At 62.7% G+C, this 21,589-nt stretch carries 16 protein-coding genes and 1 pseudogene; 10 read left to right on the plus strand and 7 right to left on the minus strand.

Translation table 11 applies throughout. The features are described 5' to 3' along the window. Positions 1 to 8: 8 nt before the first annotated feature. A complete protein-coding gene (gspG, locus tag BLQ92_RS01965) occupies positions 9 to 473 on the minus strand; it encodes a type II secretion system major pseudopilin GspG (RefSeq protein ID WP_090681086.1) in 465 nt (154 codons plus the stop codon). A 256-nt stretch (positions 474 to 729) separates the two neighbouring features. Here gspG and BLQ92_RS01970 point away from each other — a divergent pair, with 256 nt between their 5' ends. Continuing rightward, positions 730 to 1,152 (plus strand): type II secretion system protein N, encoded by a 423-nt coding sequence (locus BLQ92_RS01970; protein WP_244106051.1) that lies wholly within the window; start codon positions 730 to 732, stop codon positions 1,150 to 1,152. Between the two features lie 165 nt (positions 1,153 to 1,317). Here the strand turns inward: BLQ92_RS01970 and gspF are convergent, their stop codons facing one another. The 3 genes from gspF to gspD are packed head-to-tail and all read right to left on the minus strand — an operon-like array spanning position 1,318 to position 6,399. Beyond that, entirely contained in the window at positions 1,318 to 2,535 is a 1,218-nt protein-coding gene (gene gspF / locus BLQ92_RS01975; protein ID WP_090681091.1) for a type II secretion system inner membrane protein GspF, read from the minus strand. Positions 2,536 to 2,539: 4 nt separating this feature from the next. Further along, positions 2,540 to 4,096, minus strand: coding sequence for a type II secretion system ATPase GspE (gene gspE / locus BLQ92_RS01980; protein WP_090681095.1), 1,557 nt, complete (start codon positions 4,094 to 4,096; stop codon positions 2,540 to 2,542). Continuing rightward, complete coding sequence (gene gspD, locus BLQ92_RS01985; RefSeq protein ID WP_090681098.1) at positions 4,093 to 6,399, minus strand: type II secretion system secretin GspD; 2,307 nt, start codon at positions 6,397 to 6,399, stop codon at positions 4,093 to 4,095. Before gspD ends, gspE begins: the two co-directional genes overlap by 4 nt. Before the next feature lie 516 nt (positions 6,400 to 6,915). On the opposite strand from gspD, the gene BLQ92_RS01990 reads away from it, so the two are divergent. Together BLQ92_RS01990 and BLQ92_RS01995 are read left to right on the plus strand one after the other, a co-directional pair. After that, positions 6,916 to 7,362, plus strand: coding sequence for a lytic transglycosylase domain-containing protein (locus tag BLQ92_RS01990; protein ID WP_090681100.1), 447 nt, complete (start codon positions 6,916 to 6,918; stop codon positions 7,360 to 7,362). Between the two features lie 167 nt (positions 7,363 to 7,529). Next, positions 7,530 to 8,831 (plus strand): GTP-binding protein, encoded by a 1,302-nt coding sequence (locus tag BLQ92_RS01995; protein ID WP_090681102.1) that lies wholly within the window; start codon positions 7,530 to 7,532, stop codon positions 8,829 to 8,831. A gap of 113 nt (positions 8,832 to 8,944) precedes the next feature. Here the strand turns inward: BLQ92_RS01995 and BLQ92_RS02000 are convergent, their stop codons facing one another. Continuing rightward, positions 8,945 to 9,223, minus strand: coding sequence for an HU family DNA-binding protein (locus BLQ92_RS02000; RefSeq protein ID WP_074262967.1), 279 nt, complete (start codon positions 9,221 to 9,223; stop codon positions 8,945 to 8,947). Positions 9,224 to 9,647: 424 nt separating this feature from the next. On the opposite strand from BLQ92_RS02000, the gene mnmC reads away from it, so the two are divergent. The 7 genes and pseudogenes from mnmC to BLQ92_RS02035 all read left to right on the plus strand — a co-directional run bounded on the left by mnmC (position 9,648) and on the right by BLQ92_RS02035 (position 19,086). After that, positions 9,648 to 11,615, plus strand: coding sequence for a bifunctional tRNA (5-methylaminomethyl-2-thiouridine)(34)-methyltransferase MnmC2/FAD-dependent 5-carboxymethylaminomethyl-2-thiouridine(34) oxidoreductase MnmC1 (gene mnmC, locus BLQ92_RS02005; RefSeq protein WP_090681104.1), 1,968 nt, complete (start codon positions 9,648 to 9,650; stop codon positions 11,613 to 11,615). 876 nt (positions 11,616 to 12,491) lie between these two features. Beyond that, positions 12,492 to 13,694, plus strand: a complete 1,203-nt coding sequence (locus tag BLQ92_RS02010; protein ID WP_090681105.1) for a cation:proton antiporter — start codon at positions 12,492 to 12,494, stop codon at positions 13,692 to 13,694. Positions 13,695 to 13,823: 129 nt separating this feature from the next. Then, positions 13,824 to 14,939 carry a YbdK family carboxylate-amine ligase gene (locus tag BLQ92_RS02015; protein WP_090681108.1) on the plus strand — a complete coding sequence of 372 codons (1,116 nt, stop codon included), beginning with the start codon at positions 13,824 to 13,826 and terminating at the stop codon, positions 14,937 to 14,939. A gap of 645 nt (positions 14,940 to 15,584) precedes the next feature. After that, positions 15,585 to 16,223 carry a MarR family winged helix-turn-helix transcriptional regulator gene (locus BLQ92_RS02020; RefSeq protein WP_090681110.1) on the plus strand — a complete coding sequence of 213 codons (639 nt, stop codon included), beginning with the start codon at positions 15,585 to 15,587 and terminating at the stop codon, positions 16,221 to 16,223. A 118-nt stretch (positions 16,224 to 16,341) separates the two neighbouring features. Then, on the plus strand, positions 16,342 to 17,055 hold the full coding sequence (locus BLQ92_RS02025) for a glutamine amidotransferase (RefSeq protein WP_090681113.1): 714 nt from the start codon (positions 16,342 to 16,344) through the stop codon (positions 17,053 to 17,055). 215 nt (positions 17,056 to 17,270) lie between these two features. After that, positions 17,271 to 18,383: pseudogene (locus BLQ92_RS02030) on the plus strand (NADH:flavin oxidoreductase/NADH oxidase). Between the two features lie 220 nt (positions 18,384 to 18,603). Next, positions 18,604 to 19,086 (plus strand): SET domain-containing protein, encoded by a 483-nt coding sequence (locus BLQ92_RS02035; RefSeq protein ID WP_090681114.1) that lies wholly within the window; start codon positions 18,604 to 18,606, stop codon positions 19,084 to 19,086. Between the two features lie 76 nt (positions 19,087 to 19,162). Here BLQ92_RS02035 and BLQ92_RS02040 read toward each other — a convergent pair whose 3' ends face one another. Beyond that, a complete protein-coding gene (locus tag BLQ92_RS02040; RefSeq protein ID WP_090681117.1) occupies positions 19,163 to 20,659 on the minus strand; it encodes a sensor histidine kinase in 1,497 nt (498 codons plus the stop codon). Between the two features lie 167 nt (positions 20,660 to 20,826). Further along, complete coding sequence (locus BLQ92_RS02045) at positions 20,827 to 21,513, minus strand: response regulator transcription factor (protein ID WP_074262960.1); 687 nt, start codon at positions 21,511 to 21,513, stop codon at positions 20,827 to 20,829. Positions 21,514 to 21,589 lie beyond the last annotated feature (76 nt).

A 21,589-nucleotide genomic window follows, 5' to 3' on the forward strand; every position in this document is an offset into this window, starting at 1 on the left:
TCAAGCGTTTATTCCCACGAGCCTATGTCGGCGTCGTTGCCTTCGCCGCCGGGTTTGCCGTCGGCTCCGTAGCTGAAGACGTCGATTTCACCGTGTACGCCCGGGTTCAGGTACTGATACGGATTGCCCCACGGATCATTCGGCAGGCGCTCGAGGTAGCCGCCGTCCTTCCAGTTGTTCGGCACCGGATCGGTGGTCGGTTTTTCGATCAGCGCGCGCAGCCCCTGGTCCTGGGTCGGATAGCGGCCGTTGTCGAGACGGTACAGCTTCATGGCCTGCATGATCGTGCCGATGTCCTGCTTCGCAGCAACGCGACGCGCCTCATCCGGACGGCTCATGATCTTCGGTACGATCAGCGCGGCCAGAATCCCGAGAATCGCAATCACCACCATGATTTCGATCAGCGTAAAGCCGCGTTGGCGGCGGTTGCGCAGACCCGCGATTTCGGTGCGGCGAGTGGTCCACATTTGCATAGCTTGCTACCTCTTTTCAGGAAGATTTTCGTGTCAGGCGAGTGTCGCGCAAAACGGCATCCGTGCGCGATTTAACACTCCCGTTCAGTCATTTTAATGTCATGCAGTTGAAGGGTTGCGAGAAAACGCCGGGCCGCCCCAAGTTTCCGCCCAGCAGGAAGTCCTCTTGGGGGATCGCGTCCCCTCGGGGAACCTGGCGCTTCGCGCCTGGTTGGGGGTACTTTCCCCCAACGCAAAATTCACATTAGTCCGTACAATGATGTGCATGAACGCCATCCAAATCCGCCTTCTTTCGCTCGCGCTCTTCGCCGTGTTCTGCGCGACGCTCACCTATTGGCTCGTCACGCTCACCGCCCTGCGCGGTGGTCCGTTGCCTGCCGCCGCCGTGCATGCGCCGATCTCGGTCGAACAGGCAGCCACGCTGTTCGGCGGGCAACTGCAGCGCAGCGCCAACCAGGACGTGCGCCTGTTCGGCATACTGTCGCTTCAGGAAGGTGGCGCTGCCATCATCAGCGCGGGCGGCGAACCGCCGCGGGCCGTCTCGCTCGGCAGCGCCATCATGCAGGGCGCCAAGCTCTACGAAGTGCGCCCCCGTTCGATCATCATCGACCGCAACGGCGTCCATTCCGAAGTGTTCCTGCCCACCCAGCCGGCCGGTCCCACCATCTACGTGCGCTGAGTTAAGCGGCCGCCATCGCGGCCGCAGCGGTTACGTTATGCAGTTGCGCTAACCAGTTGTCCGTCGCGCTTACCCTTTCCGGTAGCCATCTGCATTCGCAGCGCATCACCACCGTAGCCGCTACCGTCACAGCGCGCGCCAACCATCGCCGCGAGCTGCACCGCCTCACTGCACCAGGTTGTTCAGCTCGATGATCGGCATCATCACCGCCAGCACGATCACCAGCACCACGCCCCCCATCGCCAGAATCAGCAACGGTTCGAGCAGGCTCGTCAGGAACATCGTGCGCCGTTCCAGTTCGCCCGCTTCGCCTTCCGCCGCACGGTCGAGCATCGTCGTCACATCGCCGGTCGCTTCACCTGAGCGAATCAGGTGCACCAGCACGGGCGGAAACGTCTTCGTATTGCCCAGCGCACGCGACAGCGACGTGCCTTCGCGCACCCGCACGATCGCGTCGTCGATGTTGTCGCGCATCGCCCGGTTGCTGAGCGTTTCGCTCGCCGCCTGCAGTGCGCGCAGGATCGGCACGCCGGCCGCCGTCAGGATGCCCAGCGTGCTGGCAAAGCGCACCGTGTTATAGCCGCGCACCAGCTTGCCGAGCAGCGGGGCGGTCAGGAGCCACCGGTCGAAGGCGAGACGCGGGCCCGGCTGCTTCAATATCGATCGCACGATATACGCCACCAGCGCGACTGCGATCAGCACGGCCCACCACCATTTCCGCACGAAGCCGGAGAGCGCCATCATCATGATGGTGAGAAACGGCAACTGCTGCTTGGTGCTGGCGAACACGTTGACGACCTGCGGCACCACATAGCTCAGCAGGAACGTGACGATGCCGAAGGCAATGATCGTGACGATGGTCGGATACGTGAAGGCCAGCACGATCTTCTGCTTGAGCGCGTTGCGCTGCTCGATATAGTCGGCGAGGCGCGATAGCACCAGACCAAGCTTGCCGGTGTGTTCGCCGGCCGCCACCAGCGCGCGGTAAATCTCCGGAAAGTCTTTCGGATGCTGCTGCAGCGCATTGGCGAGCGAATGGCCGCCGAGCACTTCCGCGCGAATCGACGCCATCAGTTCGCGGATGTAGTCGCGCTCCGATTGTTCGGTCAGCACGGAGAGGGCTTCGTCGAGCGGCAAACCGGCGATCAGCAGACTCGCCAGCTGGCGCGTGAGAATGGCCTGCTCGCGTTGCGACAAACGCCGCCCAAGCGAGAGCCGCTGGTTGCGCTCGCCGCGCGTGCGGCTCGCGGCCGGCTCGACCAAGAGCGGTGTCAGCCCCTGGCCGCGCAGACTGGTACGGGCGCCACGCGCGCTGTCCGCGTCGAGCACGCCTTTTTGTGCCTTGCCCGTCGCATCGATCGCTTCGAAACGAAATGCCGGCATGGCGTTAGGCTCCGCCCGTCACGCGGATCACTTCCTCGAGCGAGGTCAGGCCCGAGGCGAGCCAGCGGTCCGCGTCTTCGCGCAGCGTGTGCATACCCTGGCTGCGACCTGCGGTGAGGATCTCCGAATCGGCCGCGTTACGGTGGATCAGCGTACGGATCGTGTCGTCGATCAGCAGCAGTTCATACACGCCGCGCCGTCCTGCGTAGCCGGATTGCCCACACTTGTCGCAACCCACCGGATGCCATTGCACGCGGCCGTCTTCGTCTGTGCGCTCTTCGCGACATACCGGACAGAGCCGGCGCACGAGGCGCTGCGCCAGCACGCCGAGCAGCGACGAAGCCAGCAGATACGGCTCCACGCCCATGTCGGTCAAGCGGGTCACGGCAGAAGCCGCGTCGTTGGTGTGTAGCGTCGCCAGCACCAGGTGACCGGTGAGCGAGGCCTGCACCGCGATCTGCGCGGTTTCCAGATCGCGGATTTCACCGATCATGATGATGTCCGGGTCCTGCCGCAAAATCGAACGCAGCGCCCGCGCGAAGGTCATGCCGATCCGCTCGTTGACCTGGGTCTGGCCGATGCCCGACAGATCGTATTCGATCGGATCTTCGACAGTCATGATATTGGCGGTCGCCGTCTCGAGCCGCGACATCGATGCGTACAGCGTCGTCGTCTTGCCCGAACCAGTCGGCCCGGTCACCAGCACGATGCCGTGCGGGCGGCCGATCAGCTTGTCGAACTTCACGAGCGTGTCCGCACCCATGCCAAGCGCTTCGAGATTCAGGCGCGAGGCATCCTTTTCCAACAGACGCAGCACCGCGCGTTCGCCGTGCCCGGTCGGCAGGGTCGACACCCGCACGTCGACCGGCCGGCCGCCCACGCGCAGCGTGATCCGGCCGTCCTGCGGCAAACGTTTCTCCGCGATATCGAGCTGCGCCATGATCTTGATCCGCGAGATCAGCGCGCCGTGCAGCGCCTTCTTCGGCCGCACGACGTCGCGCAGCGTGCCGTCGACGCGAAAGCGCACCACCGAGGCATTCTCGAACGGCTCGATATGAATATCCGAAGCCTGTTCGCGAGCCGCCTGGGTGAGCAGGGCGTTGATCATACGGATGATCGGCGCATCGTCTTCCGATTCCAGCAGGTCTTCGACCTCGGGAATCTCCTGCATCAGGCGCGACAGATCGACTTCGCCTTCCACCTCGCCGACCACTTGCGCTGCGCTGCCATCCTGGCGCGCATACGCCTGGTTGATCGCCAGCGAGAGCTCGTCCGCGGCCAGGCGCACGACCGTCAGCGCGCCGAAATTGCGCGCCACTTCGGCAAGTGCGGCATCGCTCGTGCGTTCGCTGATCCAGACTTCCAGGCCGTCGGCGTGCTGATGCGCGACGAGTATCTGGCCACTGCGCGCAAAGCCGTAGGGCACGAGCCGCGCGGCGACCGCCGACGGCGCGATGCGCTCGGCATGCTGCGCGACACCAGCGGACGGATTCGGCGCGGCACCGGCCCGCGCCGCTGCGGATGACGCAGAAGCTGACGGCGGCGTGGACGGCGTGCTCACGGCTGCGCTCCCGGCGACGCCGTGGAAGGTGCGACTGGCACAGGGTTAGCCTGCACAGCACCGTTTGCAGCCGGTGCGGAAGCCGCCGCAGGAGCAGGCCTCGGCGCCATTTGCTGACGACGCATGTCGTCGAGATTGAACAGGTTCATCTCGGGTGCTCCGCCCTGGCTCGGGCCGATCGGCATCGGCGGAACCACCGGATCGTCGTTGTCCTTGATCAGGTTATTGTCCGACTTGTAGGCACCCTGCACGCCCTGGATATAGTCATAGCGGTTCGACGTCACCGCCTGCGCGGTACTGCGATCGGCAATGATCACCGGGCGCAGAAACACCATCAGGTTGGTCTTGTTGCGGCTCTTCTGCTCCGAGCGGAACAACTGGCCGATCCACGGGATATCGCCCAGCAGCGGCACCTTGCTGTTGCTGACCTGGTAGTTGTCCTGCATCAGGCCGCCCAGCACGATGATCTCGCCGTTGTCAGCAAGCACCGTCGAGCTGATCGAACGCTTGGTGAACTCGGGGCCGGCCGGGAAGGCCGTCGCATTGGTCGTGCCGTTCACGATTGCCGAGTCTTCCGTGTAAAGCTGCAGCTTGAGAATGCCGCCGTCCGTGATCTGCGGTTTGATGTGCAGCGTCAGGCCGACATCGACGCGGTCGTAAGTATTGAATGCGCTACTCGCGGTGCTGCTTGTGAGGTTCGAATACGAACCCGTCTGGATCGGGACGTTCGTGCCGACGACGATCTTGGCTTCCTCGTTGTCGAGCGTAATCAGGTTAGGCGTCGACAGCACGTTCGCGTCACCGGTCTGCGACAGTGCCTGCAGCAACGCGCCGAGTCCCTGCACACCGAAAATATTGTGCACCCAGCCGACGTTGAGGCCCTGCTGGACAGGATTGGTGGCACTGCCGAGCGCCGCAGGGAGACCGCCGACGGCCGCCGCCGCCGTCAGGTTGATAATGCTGTTGCCCGCGCCGGTCGCGAGGTTGGTGCCGGCAAACAGCGCACCGTTCGCAACCTGCCACTGAATGCCGAGATTGGCGTTGGTGTTCGAGTTCAGCTCGACAATCAGCGCCTCGATATAGACCTGGGCGCGCCGCGCGTCGAGCTGGTCGATCACCGACCGCAGGTTGCGGTATACAGGTTCGGGCGCCGTGATGATCAATGAGTTGGTCGCCGTATCGGCCTGGATCATGCCGCCTGGCTGATTGTCTTCGTTCTTGTTCTTGTCGCTGCCGACCTGGTCTTCGGAGCCGGAACCGCTGCCCGAGCCCGATCCGCTGCCGCCGAGCGGCGACGAGCCCGAGCTGCCGAGTCCGCCCGAGGGCAGCGGCGGGGTACCCGAGGTGCCCGTCGAATTGCTGCCGAACGAGCCGCCGCTACCGCCGCCATTCTGGTTGAACGAATTCGCATTGTTCGAGCCGGCCGACGAGCCGGAATCGCCGCCTTTGCCGAGCATCCCGCGCAAGGTCTTGGCAAGCGTCGCCGCGTCCGCATTGCGCAGCGGCACGACGTGCATGTTGCCGGGCACGGCGCTCGGCGCGTCGAGCTGTTTCGCCAGTTCCTTCGCCGCCGCGAGCCGCGAGCCGTTCGAGGCGCGAATCAGCAGCGAGTTGGTACGCGGGTCAGCCGTGATCGAAACCTTGAGCGTCGCATCGGTCGCGCCGATTGCGCCCGGATCGAGCATCTTGGACAGTTGCGGGGCGATGTCGAGCGCGTTGGCATTCTTTAGCGGCACCACCTGGACCTGGGTGCCGGCAGCCGTATCGATACCCGCGATGATCTGCGCGATGCGCCGCACATTGTCGGCGTAATCGGTCACGACGATCGTGTTGTTGGACGGGTAGGCCGCCACGGTATTGTTCGGCGAGATCAGCGGACGCAGCACCGGCAGCACGTTATTGGCCGATTCGTTCCTGAGCTGGAACACCTGCGTAATGACCTGATCGCCTCGCGCCACCGGCGTATTGCCGATATAGGTCGGCACACCCTGCAGCTTCGCATCGGCCTCCGGCACCACCTTCAGCACGCCGTGATCCTGCACCAGCGCAAAGCCCTGCATCCGCAAGGCGGACTGCAAGGTCTTGAGCGCCTGGTCCTCGGGCACCGGGTTTTCGGAGACGAGATTTAACTGACCCTTGACGCGCGGGTCGACGATGATCGTTTTGCCGGTTGCGGCGCCAATCGCCTTAGCCACCTGATCGATGTCGGCGTTGACAAAGTTGAGTGTCACCTGTGCTTGTGCGATCTGCGCAGTGATCAACCCAGCCACCAGCAGCGCCGTTGCGACGCGACGCAATGCCATACGATTTCTTCTCATGGAGTGTGATGTCGATGCCGACCGCCGAAGCGATCGACTGTCATGCGCAACGAACATAGGTGCGGACCAGGAGCCCCCTCGGTCTGCTCACGCCCCTTCGGGCGCAGGCTCCCCCGACTACCTTCCAACCTATGTCCAAAAAAAATGAACAGTAACAGCTTTTCATGTCGGATTTGTCACAAAACAACGGCTCCGGTGCGATTACTCTAATCAGCTACGCACACTGTCAAAGTTTTGAAAGCTCTGGTAAGACCCGCTCATGCGCTTTGCCGTCTTCGTTTTTCGCGAGCTTATGTCGGGTAGCTAACTTGACGCTCGACTAACTGCCAGTATCATACGGGCCGATGACCCTGCTGAACGCTGCTTGCCTACACGGGTTTTCCCCGATGTCCGGCGCAGGCTCAGTGTTGGCGAGTTTGCAGGCGGTTGCGAGCGCATGCTACCGCATGAAGGATGCCTTACCCAATCTTACTTTTGTGAATTGTTTAGTCATCTTGACCGATGAAACTGGCCCTTCTCACTGTTGGCGCGGTACTCGGTACGCTGCTCGCAGCGGGGCCGGCACACGCCGATTGCTTCGATGAAGCGGCCCGCTATCAGAAGGTCAACCCATTGATCTTACGAGCGATTGCCTGGCAGGAATCGCACAACCGCCCCGAGGCGCTGCATAAGAACGCCAATGGCTCGACCGACTACGGTCTGATGCAGATCAACTCGATTCATCTGCCCACGCTCGCCCAGTACGGCATCTCCACCAACACCCTGATGGAGCCGTGCAAGAACGTCTATATTGCCGCCTGGCATCTGCGTCAGCAGATGAACAAGTACGGCAACACCTGGCAAGCGGTCGGCGCTTATCATTCGGAAACTCCAGCATTGCGCGACAAGTATGCGCAACAGATCGTGGCCATCCTGCAGAAGTGGAACCTGATGCGCGCCTCGCGCTGAGCGTGAGCGCTGCGGACCTGGGCGACCGGTGCGAGCAGACAGCGCAGGCGACCGGTGCGGGTTTGATGCACAATGCGGGTTCGTGCTGCCGCCGCTCATGCGTCTCGCTCATGCGTCTCGCTTAGGCGCCCGGCACGCCTCCTAATTCTCTCCGTTTCCGTACCGCAATGAACCAGCCGACCCTGCCCGTCACCGTGCTCTCCGGTTTTTTGGGCGCCGGCAAGACCACGCTCCTGAACCATATCCTCGCGAATCGCGCCGGCCTACGTGTCGCCGTGATCGTCAACGATCTGGCCGCGGTGAATATCGATGCGACCCTCGTGCGCGATGCCGCCGTGCTCTCGCATGTCGAGGAACAACTGGTCGAGATGACCAATGGCTGCATCTGCTGCACCTTGCGCGACGACCTGCTGACCGAGATCCGGCGCCTCGCCGGCGAGCAGCGCTTCGACGCCATCCTGATCGAGTCGACCGGTATCGCGGAGCCGATGCCGATCGCCGAAACCTTCACTTTCGTCGACGATGACGGCACTTCGCTCTCCGATGTCGCGCGGCTCGACACGATGGTGACGGTGGTGGATGCGTTCAACTTCCTGCGCGATTACGGTTGCGCCGACGCGCTCGCCGAACGCGGCATTGCGGCGAATGAAGAAGACGACCGCACACTGGTCGAATTGCTGATCGAGCAGATCGAGTTCTGCGACGTGCTCGTCGTGAACAAAGCGGATCTCGTCAGCGCAGACGACCTCACGCGCCTGCAACGGATTCTCGCGCGTATCAATCCGCGGGCGGTGCAGGTGGTGAGCCGCTTCGGCGTCGTGCCGCTCGACGAAGTACTGGATACGAAGCGCTTCGATTTCGACGAGGCATCGAGCGCGCCGGGCTGGCTTGCCTCGCTGCATCACGAACACGATCACAGCGGCGAAGCGGACGAGTTCGGCATCGGCAATTTCGTCTATCGCGCGCGTCGGCCGTTTCATCCGGAACGTCTGTGGGCGCTGCTGCACGAAGAGTGGCAGGGCGTGCTGCGCAGCAAGGGATTCTTCTGGCTGGCCACCCGCAACGACATCGCCGGTTCGCTCTCGCAAGCGGGCGGCGCGTGCCGTCATGGCCCGGCAGGGATGTGGTGGGCAGCGCAGGATCGCAGCGAGTGGCCCGACGGCGACGACGAGCTCGCCGCGGAAATCGCCGCCGACTGGTACGGCGATGCGAACGACTCGAGCATTGGCGATCGCCGTCAGGAACTGGTGCTGATCGGCGTCGGCATCGAGCCGGCCGTGTGGCGCGCGAAGTTCGATGCGTGCCTGTTGAACGACGAGGAATACGCGTTGGGCGCGCAAGGCTGGCAGCAATTCACTGACCCGTTCCCGGCATGGAACCTCGACTCGGAAGACGACCACGATCACGGCGACGGTGAAATCGTCCATCACCACCACGATCATGATCACGGTCACGACCATCACCACTGACCGCAGGCCGTGAGCCTTCACGGCTGAACGCGAGGTCCGCGCACGGCATACGCCATGCGCGGACGAAAAAAAACCCGCCTGTGGCGGGTGTCAACAACCAAGCAGTGATGTGCTTAGCGCTTGTTGACCGCGTCCTTGAACGCCTTGCCAGCCGTGAACTTGACGGTCTTGGCGGCCGGGATCTTGATGGTTTCGCCAGTCTTCGGGTTGCGGCCCGTGCGTGCTGCGCGCTTGCCCGAACCGAAGCTACCAAAACCGATCAACTGGACCGCGTCACCCTTCGACACAGCCTTCTTGATGACTTCGAGCAACGTGTCCAGCGTTTCGCCGGTTTGAGCCTTGCTGGCGCCCGTCTGACCTGCGACGGCGTCGATCAGTTCCTGTTTGTTCATTAAGGTTCCTTTCTGGTTTAGGTTGACACGAACAGCGCGAACGCGCCGATTATACGTGCGCGGGCCGCGCCGTCGAGCAGCTACGGCTCCGGAGCGCTCCGGACAAACCCGTTGGCAGGTTCCTGCATAACGGCCGTGCTGCCGCTTCCCTTCGCGGCGCTTGCTATGATAGCGCAGCGCAAACCCAATCAGGATAAGGGTTTCGAAGATTTACACGGTTGCCAGGCGGGTTAGCGCAGGAAATGACTATTTTTGTTATTCCTGGAATCCAAACGGCCGCCAAAGCGGGGCTTTACAGGGGTCTGGCGTTGGTTTTTGCCAACGTTCCACGCGTCTAGCGGCCCGCCATAGCCCGCTGCGCGATGGCCGGCGCGCTCTCGTCCGGCACCGCTCGACCTGCTCGCCTGAAGGTTTTTCGCCTCGCATGACCGACCCGCTGATCCCCGCCATCCTGGCATTTCGCGACAACGGCACACCGTTCTCGCCGCGTCACGACGACATCTATCACAGCGCCGTGGGCGGTCTTGCCCAGGCGCAATACGTCTTTCTGCAAGGCAACGGGCTGCCCGAACGGTGGCAGGGCAGGCGCCTTTTCACGGTGCTGGAAACGGGCTTCGGCATGGGCATCAACTTCCTGATGACCTGGGCCGCCTGGCGCGCCGACCCGGCCCGGTGCGAGCGGCTGCATTTTGTTTCGACAGAAAAGCACCCGTTTTCAAGGGCCGATCTGCTAAGCGCTTATGCCGCGACGGTTGCGGACGCATCGATTATCGAACTTGGCCAGACCTTGGGAGAGGCATGGCCGATGCTCGTGCCGGGCACACACCGCCTCGAGTTCGAAGGCGGGCGGGTGACGCTCACGCTGATTTTCGGCGACGCAACAGAAACGCTACCCAGCCTCTGGCTGCGTGCCGACGCGTTCTATCTGGACGGCTTTGCTCCGGCGAAAAATCCCGAATTGTGGACACCGGCGATTTTTAAAACGCTCGCCCGGCTCGCCGGCGACGCCGCGACCTTCTCGACTTACACAAGCGCCGGCGAAGTCAAACGCGCCCTCACGCAATCCGGCTTCGAATACCGCAAGGTCGAGGGCTTCGGCTGGAAGCGCGCCATGCTGGTGGGCCGCTTTGCGCCGCGTTGGCGCGTACGCCGCCACGAACCGCCGGCTCCGCTCGCGGTAAGCGAACGGCACGCGGTAGTGATCGGCGCGGGGCTAGCCGGCTGTGCCGTGATCGAGCGGCTCGCTGCGCGCGGTTGGCGCATCACGTCGCTGGAACGACATGACTCACTGGCGCGCGATGCTTCCGGTAACCCGGCCGGCGTGTTTCATCCGATGCTCTCGCGTGACGACAGCGTCGCCTCCCGCATCACGCGGGCCGGCTTTCTGTATGCACGACAGCGCTGGGAAATGCTCGCGCAAGCAGGCCACGGCCCCACGCGTGGTGCTGAAGGACTGCTCCAACTAGCGGCGAATGAAGAAGAAGCCAGCATGATGGCTGCGGCTTTAGCTACGTTCGCGTATCCGCCCGAGTATGTGACGCCGCTTGGCCGCGCCGAAGCAGAGAGGATTGCGAAGCTCTCGCTCGGCCAGCGAGGTTGGCTGTTTCCACACGGCGGCTGGATCGATCCGGCCTCGCTCTGCGCTGCGCAATGCGCAGTTGCCGGCGGGCAGCTCGAGCGGCGTTTCGGTGTCGAAGCGGCGCGGGTTGAACGCATCGGCGATCAATGGCGCGTGGTCGACGCGCACGGTCAAACACTGGCCCAGGCACCGGTGGTCATCTTCGCCAATGCTCACGACGCCGCGCGTCTCGCTGGCTTGCAGTACGCGCCGACCCGCAGCGTACGTGGTCAACTAACACTGCTCCCTGCCGGCAGGGTGCCGCCGCTCGCCATGCCGGTAATCGGCGACGGTTACGCCGTACCGCTCGCCGACGGCATGACGCTCACCGGCGCAACCTACGATATCGACGACCCCGAACGCACCGTGCAACCCGCCGGGAACCGCGAAAATCTGCAGCGCCTCGCGCAGATGTTGCCCACCCTGGGCAGCGTCCTCGAAGCCCAAGACCCGGCTTCATTGGCCGGCCGGGTCGCGTTTCGCTGCGTGACCAGCGACCGGCTGCCAATGATCGGCGCACTGGCCGACGAAGCCGCCGCGATCGACGACAGCGAACGCCTGCGAGGCGCCTGGCCGCTCGATCTGCCACGCTCGTCCGGTCTGTACGGCGCCTTCGCGTATGGCTCGCGTGGTCTGGTGTGGGCCAGCCTCGGCGCCGAGCTGATTGCCTCGCAAATCGAGGGCGAGCCGTGGCCGATCGAGCGCGACCTCGCCGAAGATCTCGATCCTGCCCGCTTTCTGCTGCGCGCCTTGCGCCAAGGCACGACCCGCTGAATTCGCCCATCAGCGAAAAGTTATCCACGGCCTGCTGTGGATAACCCGTCTGATTGCAGGTGCAACGCATGTGGACGGGATGTGGACGTAAACTGGGTAACTTCGACGCGCATCGAAAACGCAAAAAGTTACCCACTTATCCCCATCGCTGCCGCACAGACAGTGCAGCGGGTTGTGCGATCCGCAAGGCACTGATTCGGTTCGGTAAACTGGAGTTATCCACAGAAATGGACCGGACTTGTTAACTGCTACTACGTATACATACGAGTAAACCAATAAACAGAAAGGCCGTCGCGTCAGGACGCTTATCGAGGACGCACAACCCCAGATCGGCAGAAGGTTTCCAAGCGACGCAACACGACTGAGACCTCTGGTTCATCGAGCTTCGACCGGTCGCTTTTTCTTGTTCTTCGGCGAAACAGATTCATTTTTACCGCTTCGCGTACCTAAACGAGCGTTTTCAGTCGACCTGGAAAAGCTATGGCACAATCGCCGTTCTTTCCGCGTCCTGCCTTCTGTCAAACGGCGGACGCACCAATGGAACGGTGCCGGTCCATCAGACTCTGATTCAAGTCGACGGCGTTCTTTCACCTATGCCGGGATCCGCTGTTACAGCGAGTCATGCTGCGGCAGCACCCCCGAACTCACCGCTTGCAGGTTTGCAGGCCTGGCGCGTTCAGATTTCACCCGATCGTTTGACCGATCGTTGACAACTCGCAACGCTGGTCGGCGCCAAACGAACGACGCACTGAAGGCACCGCGCATCCGCGCGCTCGCTGGTGTTGTTGCCGGTTCGTGTTGTCAGCAATTTCATTGCATGGGACTGCAGTAAGCGCTAAAGCGCTAACTGCAGTCGACAAAGGAGAACCCACCAAGATGAAGTCGGCGTTTTCATTCTTTCCTGGCTGGCCGCTCTCACCTGATGCCATTTTTTGGGCAGGCCTTGCGCTGCTCGCTGCCGGTTTGTGCGGCGAACTTTGCTATCGCGCGTGGCGGCTGCCACGCATTTCCGGTTATGCGGTAATCGGTCTGGTCGCCGGCGCAGCCGGCTTTGGCGTGATCGATGCGGATTCGGCCAAAGCCGCCCGGCCGCTGCTCGATGTCGCGCTCGGCCTGTTGCTGTTCGAACTCGGCGGCCGGCTCGACTTGCGCTGGATCCGCCGCAACCCCTGGCTGATTCTGTCGAGCATCGCCGAATCGACATTGACGTTCGTGCTGGTGTTACCGGTCCTGCTGTTTCTGCATGTGCCGCTCATCGTCGCGCTGGTGCTCGCAGCTATCGCGATGGCCACTTCGCCGGCGATGGTGATCCAGTTGAAAACGGAGTTGCGCGCAGAAGGCCAGGTCACGCAGCGGCTCATGACCTTGACCGCACTCAACAGCATGTACGCGGTGGTGATCGAGAAACTCGTGTCGGGCTGGTTGCATCAGGAAGCCTACGGCAACGTATTCGCCACCATCCTGCAACCGCTGTATCTGCTGATCGGCTCGCTGGTTCTCGCGTTTGCGCTGGCGCGTACCTGCATCTTTTTCTATCGGCGCATGAACATGCAGGACGAGCATTCGTTCGTTGCGCTGTTCGGCCTTGTGCTGCTGGCGATTGCGATTGCGCATCTGTTCAAGCTCTCGACGATTCTCAGCCTGCTCGCCGCGGGCATCATCGTGAAGAACATGGAGGCGCGGCCGCAACTGTGGCCGCAGCACTTCGGCACAGCAGGCTGGTTGCTCACTGTGATTCTGTTCGTGCTTACGCTGACGTCATTCGAGTGGCGCGATATCGCCATCGGTGGAGTCGCTGCACTGGGACTGATCGTTGCGCGACTCGTCGGCAAACTGGTTGGCGTGCTCGCGTTCGCCAAGCCGAGCGGCCTCAACTGGAAGCAGGGCGTAGCACTCGGTCTTTCGCTCTCGCCAATGTCGGCGCTCGCGTATTTGCTGGTCGACGATACCTACAGTCTTTATCCGAATCTGGATCCGAGTCTGCGTGCGATCATGATGTGTTCAATCGTCGTGCTGCAGATCGTCGGGCCGTGGCTCGTCTATCGGTGCCTGGCGCTGGTAGGCGAACGGCGCGAGTGAACGGCTCGCCGTTGCTCACGCCATTCTGCGCGGCGCTTTTCCGCGCGACGCTTTTCTGCACGCATTTGCGACATTGAAAACGGTGGGGGCAGGCCGCGCCTGTCCCCCCGACTTGAATCAGGGGACGCCATGTCACTCGAACGCTTCATCGATTCGAAACCGTTCACCTTCGGTATCGAACTCGAGATGCAGATCGTCAATACCCATGACTATGATCTGACCAAAGCCGGCTCCGATCTGCTCCGGCTCATCAAGGATGAAAAGATTCCCGGCAACATCACGCCGGAGATCACCGAAAGCATGATCGAACTCTCCACCGGCATCTGCACGTCGCACGAGCAAGCGCTGGCCGATCTGCGCACGATCCGCGACACGCTGGTGAGCGCCGCCGATCACCTGAACGTCGGCTTGTGCGGTGGCGGCACGCACGCGTTTCAGCAATGGAGCGACCGGCAGATTGTCGACACGCCGCGCTTCCAGTACCTCTCCGAGTTGTACGGTTACCTCGCCAAGCAGTTCACGGTGTTCGGCCAGCACGTACACATCGGCTGTCCGGATTCGGACAGCGCGCTGTACCTGCTGCATTCGATGTCGCGCTTCATTCCGCACTTCATCGCGCTGTCGGCATCGTCGCCGTTCGTGCAAGGCGTCGATACCGGCTTTCATTCCGCGCGTCTGAATTCGGTGTTTGCGTTTCCTCTGTCGGGCCGGGCACCGTTCATGCTGACGTGGGACAGCTTCGAAGAATACTTTTCGAAGATGGTTCACACGGGTGTCGTGAACAGCATGAAAGATTTTTACTGGGACATTCGCCCGAAGCCAGGTTTCGGGACCATCGAAGTGCGTGTGATGGACACGCCGCTATCGGTCGACCGCGCCGCGGCGATTGCCTGCTACATCCAGACGCTCGCGCGGCATCTGTTGCTCGATAAACCGCTGACGCCGAAAGAGGACGATTACCTCGTCTACACCTTCAACCGTTTCGAAGCTTGCCGCTTCGGACTGGCCGGCACCTGCGTCGATCCGCAAAGCGCCGAGCGCAAGACGATTTCCGAAGACATTCTGCAGACGCTCGAACGGATCGCGCCACATGCCGAGGCGCTGGGTTCAGGCAAGGCACTGGCGGAAGTGGCGTCGATCGCACGTGGTCAGGTCAACGATGCAACCTGGCTGCGTACCGTGTTCGAACATGAAAAGTCGCTGCACGAGGCGGTTCGGCAGCAGTGCTTGCAATGGCGCGCGTGACGAGGTAAGGCTCAGTGAGGCAAGCGAAGGGGGCTCAAATGCCCTCCCGGAGCCCGGAGAACAGATTTTTTTGAGGAATTTTTTCGTGCTCCTGATTCCAGATAAGCCTTCCTTAGAAGTTTCCAAAGTTTACGTATACAAACGTAGTAGTAGTTAACAAGCATTGCAATCGGCTGTGGACAACTGAATAATTCCCTGCAAAGTCAAAGCGATGCGTGAATGATAACCATGCGGTTCCGAGGCGGATCCGGACCGTAGGCTGCGGACAACTTTGGCGGATGGAGAGGGTGCGAAAGGCTTGTCAAGAATTGGTGCACAGCCTGTCCCGGGCGTTTTCCCGTGGTTATCCACAGGTCGCGGTGAATAAGTTAGCTGTACGATTCGCCGCTCTCGCATAGAATGTCGTTTTCGCAGCTCCGACGCGTTGGCGATGCCGGCCGGAAGTTTGGACGGCACAAGGGTCGGAGATGGCAAAAAAGTGTTGTAGGGTGCGCCAGGTCTGGCGTGCCAGGCGGTACATTTTCGAGATAGTAGATTCGGTCCGTCCGTGATCCGGACGAGGCTGCCCCCACACAGGCTGCCGGCGTGTTTGGCGCCCGACGGCCAGCTACGCAGCGGCATGCTGTCAATAACCAACGAAAGATTATGAGCGAAGGCGTATACGGAGAGCAGGCAACCGGGCGAGTTACCCACAGCCTATTGCGACTGAGCACGGCCATGCGGAGCCAGGCATGGGAGTGGGCAGAAGGCGCAGGGCTGACGCCCACCCAAGGCGAGATTCTGGTGTTGCTGATGCAACGCAAGGGTCCGATGCGCCTGGGCGAAATCGCACGTGAAACGGCGCTGACCGCCGCGACCACGAGCGACGCGGTCAGCACCCTGGAAAGCAAGGGGCTGGTCGAAAAGCGCCGTGCGCTCGACGACGGCCGCGCCCTCGCGGTGCGTCTGACGGCCCGTGGCCGTACGGCTGCCAAGCGCGCCGCGCAATGGCCGGACTTCCTCGCCAAGGCAGTCGGTACGCTGCGCGAGGACGAGCAGGCGTTGTTCTATCGCACGCTGCTGAAGACGGTGCGCCAGCTCGAAGAGCAGGAAGACATTCCGCCGCATCGCATGTGTCTGACCTGCTCGCATTTCGAGCCGAGCAAGAATCCGAAGAAGACGCCGCATCATTGCGCGTTGCTCGACATCAAGATGTCGGACACCGACGTGCGTCTCGATTGCTCGGTTCACGAAACCGCTGACGTCGCGACCCAGAAGAAGAACTGGAAGATCTACGCGGTTTAAAGCGGGGTCTGCCACACTGCCAAGCCGGCCATGGCAGCCGCTCGATGCGGCTTGCCGGGCCGGTCTTGCGCCGTTTTTGCGGCGTGTCCTTTTGTCAAACTGAAGGTGGGCTGTGCAGATGGTTCACGAAGTTCTGGCGATTCGCCATGTCCACTTCGAAGATCTGGGCAGTCTCGAGCGGGTGCTGGGCGAGCGCAGCCGGCCCGTACGCTACCTGGATGTCGGCTTTGCCCGCATCGAGGCGCCCAATCCCGTGGCGCCTTCGCTGATGGTGGTGCTGGGCGGCCCAATCAGCGCCACCGACGACGCGCGCTACCCGACGCTCGTGCCCTTGCTTTCGATGATCGAGAAGCGCATCGCGGCCGGTTTGCCGACGCTCGGCATCTGCCTCGGCGCGCAGCTGATTGCCCGGGCGCTGGGCGCGCGGGTCTACCCGGCAGGACAAACCGAGCTCGGTTGGACTCCGCTCACGCTAAGCGACGCTGGTCGCCTGTCACCGCTTCGGCATCTGGACGGGGCGCAAACTTCCATGCTGCATTGGCACGGCGATACCTTCGACCTGCCGGCAGGCGCCACGCACCTGGCCTCCACCCCTGCGTGCGAAAACCAGGCCTTCACATGGGGTCAACACGTGCTGGCCCTGCAATGTCACCCGGAAATCCGCGCGGACCGCTTCGAACCCTGGCTGATCGGCAACGCTGGTGAGATCGCCGCCGAAGGCATCGACGTGCGCGAGCTGCGTGCTGACACCGCCCGTTTGGGCCCCGGTCTGGAAGAGGCGGCGCGGCGCATGTTCGGTGAGTGGCTCGATCAGGTCGAGAAGAAGGCCTGAACCGTACGCAGTGCCAGGCTCAGTAGCCCGCTCATTGTCCCGCTAGTTGTCTAGTTCATTGTCTTGTTCAGTTCAGGCGCCGCCAACGGGCGCACCTGAGTCGTCTAGCTGACCCGGGCGCCGCGCCGCGGCTGACTTGCACAGGCACCTGTCCTGCAGCGAATCGAGCCCGGTGCTATGCTCGTTCGCTCACCGGCTTTCCTTGGGCGTAATCCATGAGCGCGCTTTTTTCTCCGCTCACGCTGCGTAGCGTGACGCTTGCCAATCGCATTGTCGTGTCGCCGATGTGCCAGTATTCCGCCGAGCGCGGCGAAGCCACGGCATGGCACATGATCCATCTGGGCAGCATGGCGTTATCGGGCGCAGGCCTGCTGTGCATCGAAGCTACCGCCGTGGAACCCGATGGCCGCATCACGCCGGGCGATCTCGGCCTGTGGGACGACGTCACCGAAGCCGCACTCGTGCCGGTGCTGGCCGCCATCCGCAAGCATTCCTCCATACCAGTGGCAATGCAGCTCTCGCACGCCGGCCGCAAGGCCTCGAGCCATGCGCCGTGGGAGGGCGGTCAATTGATTCCGGTCGCCGAGGGCGGCTGGTTGCCGCATGCGCCGTCGGCCTTGCCGCACAAAGCCGGTGAAGAACCGCCACTGGCGCTCGATACCGCTGGGCTCAACCGGATCCGCGAAGCGTTCGCGGCGTCGGCGCGACGCGCGGCGCGTCTGGGTATCGATGCGCTCGAAGTACATGCAGCGCACGGCTACCTGCTGCATCAGTTTCTCTCACCGATCGCCAATCAGCGCTAGGACGAATACGGTGGCTCGCGTGAAAACCGCATGCGCTTTCCGCTGGAGATCTTCGAGATCGTGCGCGCGGCGTTTCCGGCCGACAAGCCGGTCGGCGTGCGCGTCTCCGCAACCGACTGGGTGGAAGGCGGCTGCACCCTCGACGATACGATCGCTTTCGCCGATGAGCTGAAAAAGCGCGGTTGCGACTGGATCGACGTGTCGTCCGGCGGTGTCTCGCCGTTGCAGAAGATCCCTCTCGAACCGGGCTACCAGGTCCCGTTCGCCCGCGCGGTGAAGCAGGCCACGGGTCTTACGACCATCGCGGTAGGTCTCATTACCGATCCGTTCCACGCCGAGCAACTGATCGAAGAAGGCGATGCCGACCTGATCGCATTGGCGCGGGGACTGCTCTACAACCCGCGCTGGCCGTGGCATGCCGCTGCGCAGTTGGGCGCGACCGTCGAAGCGCCGCCGCAGTACTGGCGCTCGCAACCGCGCGATCAAAAGGCGCTGTTCGGCGAGATTTCGTTCGGACAGCGTTAGGTTCATCACGGGCAGAACACGCTGATGCTTGTTTGACGGTTGAAGGAAGCCATATCAAGCGTGTACGATGCCGGATGTGACGCATGTGCGTTGCAACTCGACGCGGCGCCCGCAAGGCGCCGCGTTTGCTATTCGCGTCAGAAAAGCCGGCCTTCATCATGCAGCCGGTGCTGACGAGAACCGAGATGTTCACCCCCAGTTCTTCACAAGGATTCATTCAATGAGTTCACGCAGGATCGTCGTGCGCCGTTCGGGAGTGCATGGCAAAGGCGTGTTTGCGCTCGAACCGATTGCGGCCGGCGAGCGCCTGATCGAATACAAGGGCGAGCGGATCTCGTGGAAGGAAGCTTTGCGACGTCATCCACACAATCCGAAAGAGCCGAATCACACGTTTTACTTCGCGCTCGACGGCGGCGGCGTGATCGACGGCAAGGTGAAGGGCAATAGCGCCCGCTGGATCAATCATTCGTGCGCGCCGAATTGCGAAGCCGAGGAGATCGACGGGCATGTCTACGTGCACGCCTTGCGCGATATCGAGGCCGACGAAGAACTGTTCTACGACTATGGCCTCGTGATCGACGCTCGTCAGACCAAGAAGCTGCAGAAGGAATACGAATGCCGCTGCGGCGCGCGCAAGTGCCGCGGCACCATGCTGGCGCCGCCGGAAAAGGCCGAGAAGAAAGGCAAGAAAAAGAAGAAGTGACTCGGGGGGCTGCGCTCATGCAGCCCGGCCGCGAGTTCGAGTCATCCCGCTGTGGAACGACTCTCGCAGAACCGAACTACAGATCGATCGGCGCCGAGTGCGCCGATTTTTTTGGCACGCGCCGGCCGTCGGCGTCGCGCAGCGGATCGCTGGCGGTCAACGGGATCCGCACAATAAAGCGTGCGCCGCCCTCGGGCGCATCCTCGTAATGCACGCTGCCGTGATGCAGCACCATGATGTCGTGCACGATGGCGAGGCCAAGACCCGCGCCGCTATCGACGCCGCTTTCGCTTTGGCCGTCGCCGCGGAAAAAGCGCTTGAAGAGATCGGCTTGCTGGTTCAGCGGCACGCCCGGCCCGTTATCTTCAACGATGATCTCGGCCATCGCCACATTGTCGACGCGGCTCTGCGAGACGGTGACCGTGATGCGACCGCCGTCGAAACGCGAGGGCGGCACATACTTCAGCGCATTGTCGAGCAGGTTGGCGATCACCTCATGCAGCAAAACGGGGTTGCCGCGTGCGGTCAGCGGACGATCGTTGGCGGGATCGTCCAGCCGCTGGAAGCCCAGGTCGACGTGCACCGCAAGCGCGCGCGGCACCCATTCGGCGCCGGTTTCGAAAGCGAGCGCCGCCATATCGACGTTGACGAAGCGCGCAGCCTGCTCGCCTGGTTCGGCGCGTGCCAGCGACAGCAACTGGTTCGACAGCCGCACCGCGCGGTCGGCTGCGGCGCGCAGTTCGCGCACGGCAGCCAGCGTGTGCTGCGGATCACGAGCCACAGCTGCCTGTTCCGCGTGCAGCTTGACGGCGGTCAGCGGCGTGCGAAGTTGATGCGCGGCATCGGCGATGAACTTGCGCTGCGCGTCGAGGGCGGTTTTCAGGCGATCGAGCAGGGCGTTCAACGCGCCGGTGAGCGGGCGGATTTCCACCGGGACGTAGGTTTCGTCCACCGGTTCGAGCGAGGTGTGGGTCTGCCGGTTCAGCGAATCGGCCAGATCGGTCAGAGGATTGAGCTGCTGGTTCACCACCCGCCACACGATCACCCAGCCGGCGAGCAGCAGCAACAGTAGCGGCATCATGATGGCAATCAGAAACTCGGCAGCAATCTGGACGCGGTGCTGGACCGGCTGACCCACCTCGACGACGATTGGATTGCCCTGCGGCTGGTCGACGCGCACCTGCGCGACCCGCATCGTGACGCCTTCGTACTGCGCCTCGAACACATAGGCGTAGTGCATGATGCGTACGCTCTGACCTTGCAGCGGCAGTTTCGGGTCGCCGGCGATCTCGCTTTCGCCGTCGCTGATGCGGTAGACCAGATGTTCGACCGGATCGGAGAACATCGCCTGGGCGAGCGGACGCACGGTAATCGAGGCGTCCCGGCCGGCAATCTGGATCTGTTTGGAGATGGCGGTGGCGAGATCGGCCAGCGACCGGTCGACCACATGCTGCGTGTATTGCCACGCGAGCCAGTAGGCGATCAGGCCGCTCATCAGTGCGAGCAGGGAAAGGGGAGCGGCGAGGCGGCGCAGCAGCGTGCGACGCAGGCTAGTCGCGGCCGGGTGGGGCATGGTCGAACGCGATAAAAGGGGCAGGGCGGCAGAGGCGCCGCCGAAAGCCGCTGGGCACCGGCATACCGCGCATCCATGGGATGAATGCGCATAACCGGCCCAGCGCCGTCAGGTCATCGGGCCATTACTGTTTATTACAGTTACCATGGCCCGAGCCTTCATGGCCATTATGCGGCCTGACGGATTTCCTGCAACAGGTAGCCGAAGCCACGCACCGTGACGATTTCGACACGGCAGTTTTCGAGCTTTTTACGCACGCGGTGCACATAGACTTCGATCGCGGTATCGCCGAGATCGCCGCCGAAGTGCGTCAGGTGGTCCTGCAACTGGGCCTTGCTGACCACACGGCCATGGCGCAGCAGCAGCATTTCGAGCACCGCGAATTCGCGCGGCGACAGTTCGAGCGGCTTGTCGTCGTTGAAGATGCGGCGATCGACGCCCGACAGGCGCACGCCGCCGAGCGACACTTCCGGACGCGGCATGTCGCCATGCGGGCCGCTACGGCGCATCACGGCGCGGATGCGCGCTTCGAGTTCAGCCGGTTCGAACGGCTTCAGCATGTAGTCGTCGGCGCCGGAATTCAGGCCCTGGACACGGTCGTTCAATTCGTCGCGCGCGGTCAGCACGATTACCGGCGTGTGCCGGTTGCTCTGACGAAAACGCGAGAGCAGCGTCATGCCGTCGATGCCGGGCAGACCCAGATCGAGGATCACGAGCTCGTGCCGGTTTTGCGTCAGGGCCTGTTCGGCAAAAATGCCGTCGTGGACCATGTCGACCGTGAAGCCGGCTTGTTCGAGACTGCTTTGGATGCCGCGTGCGATGGGGCGGTCATCTTCGATCAGAAGGAGTCGCATGGGTTTCGCTCAAGTACAATGGGTTTAGGCGTTCGGGCACGCGGTTCGCCGGGGCGCCTGCTGCACAGGATGCCTG

Source organism: Paraburkholderia phenazinium (assembly GCF_900100735.1).
Taxonomy (GTDB): domain Bacteria; phylum Pseudomonadota; class Gammaproteobacteria; order Burkholderiales; family Burkholderiaceae; genus Paraburkholderia; species Paraburkholderia phenazinia.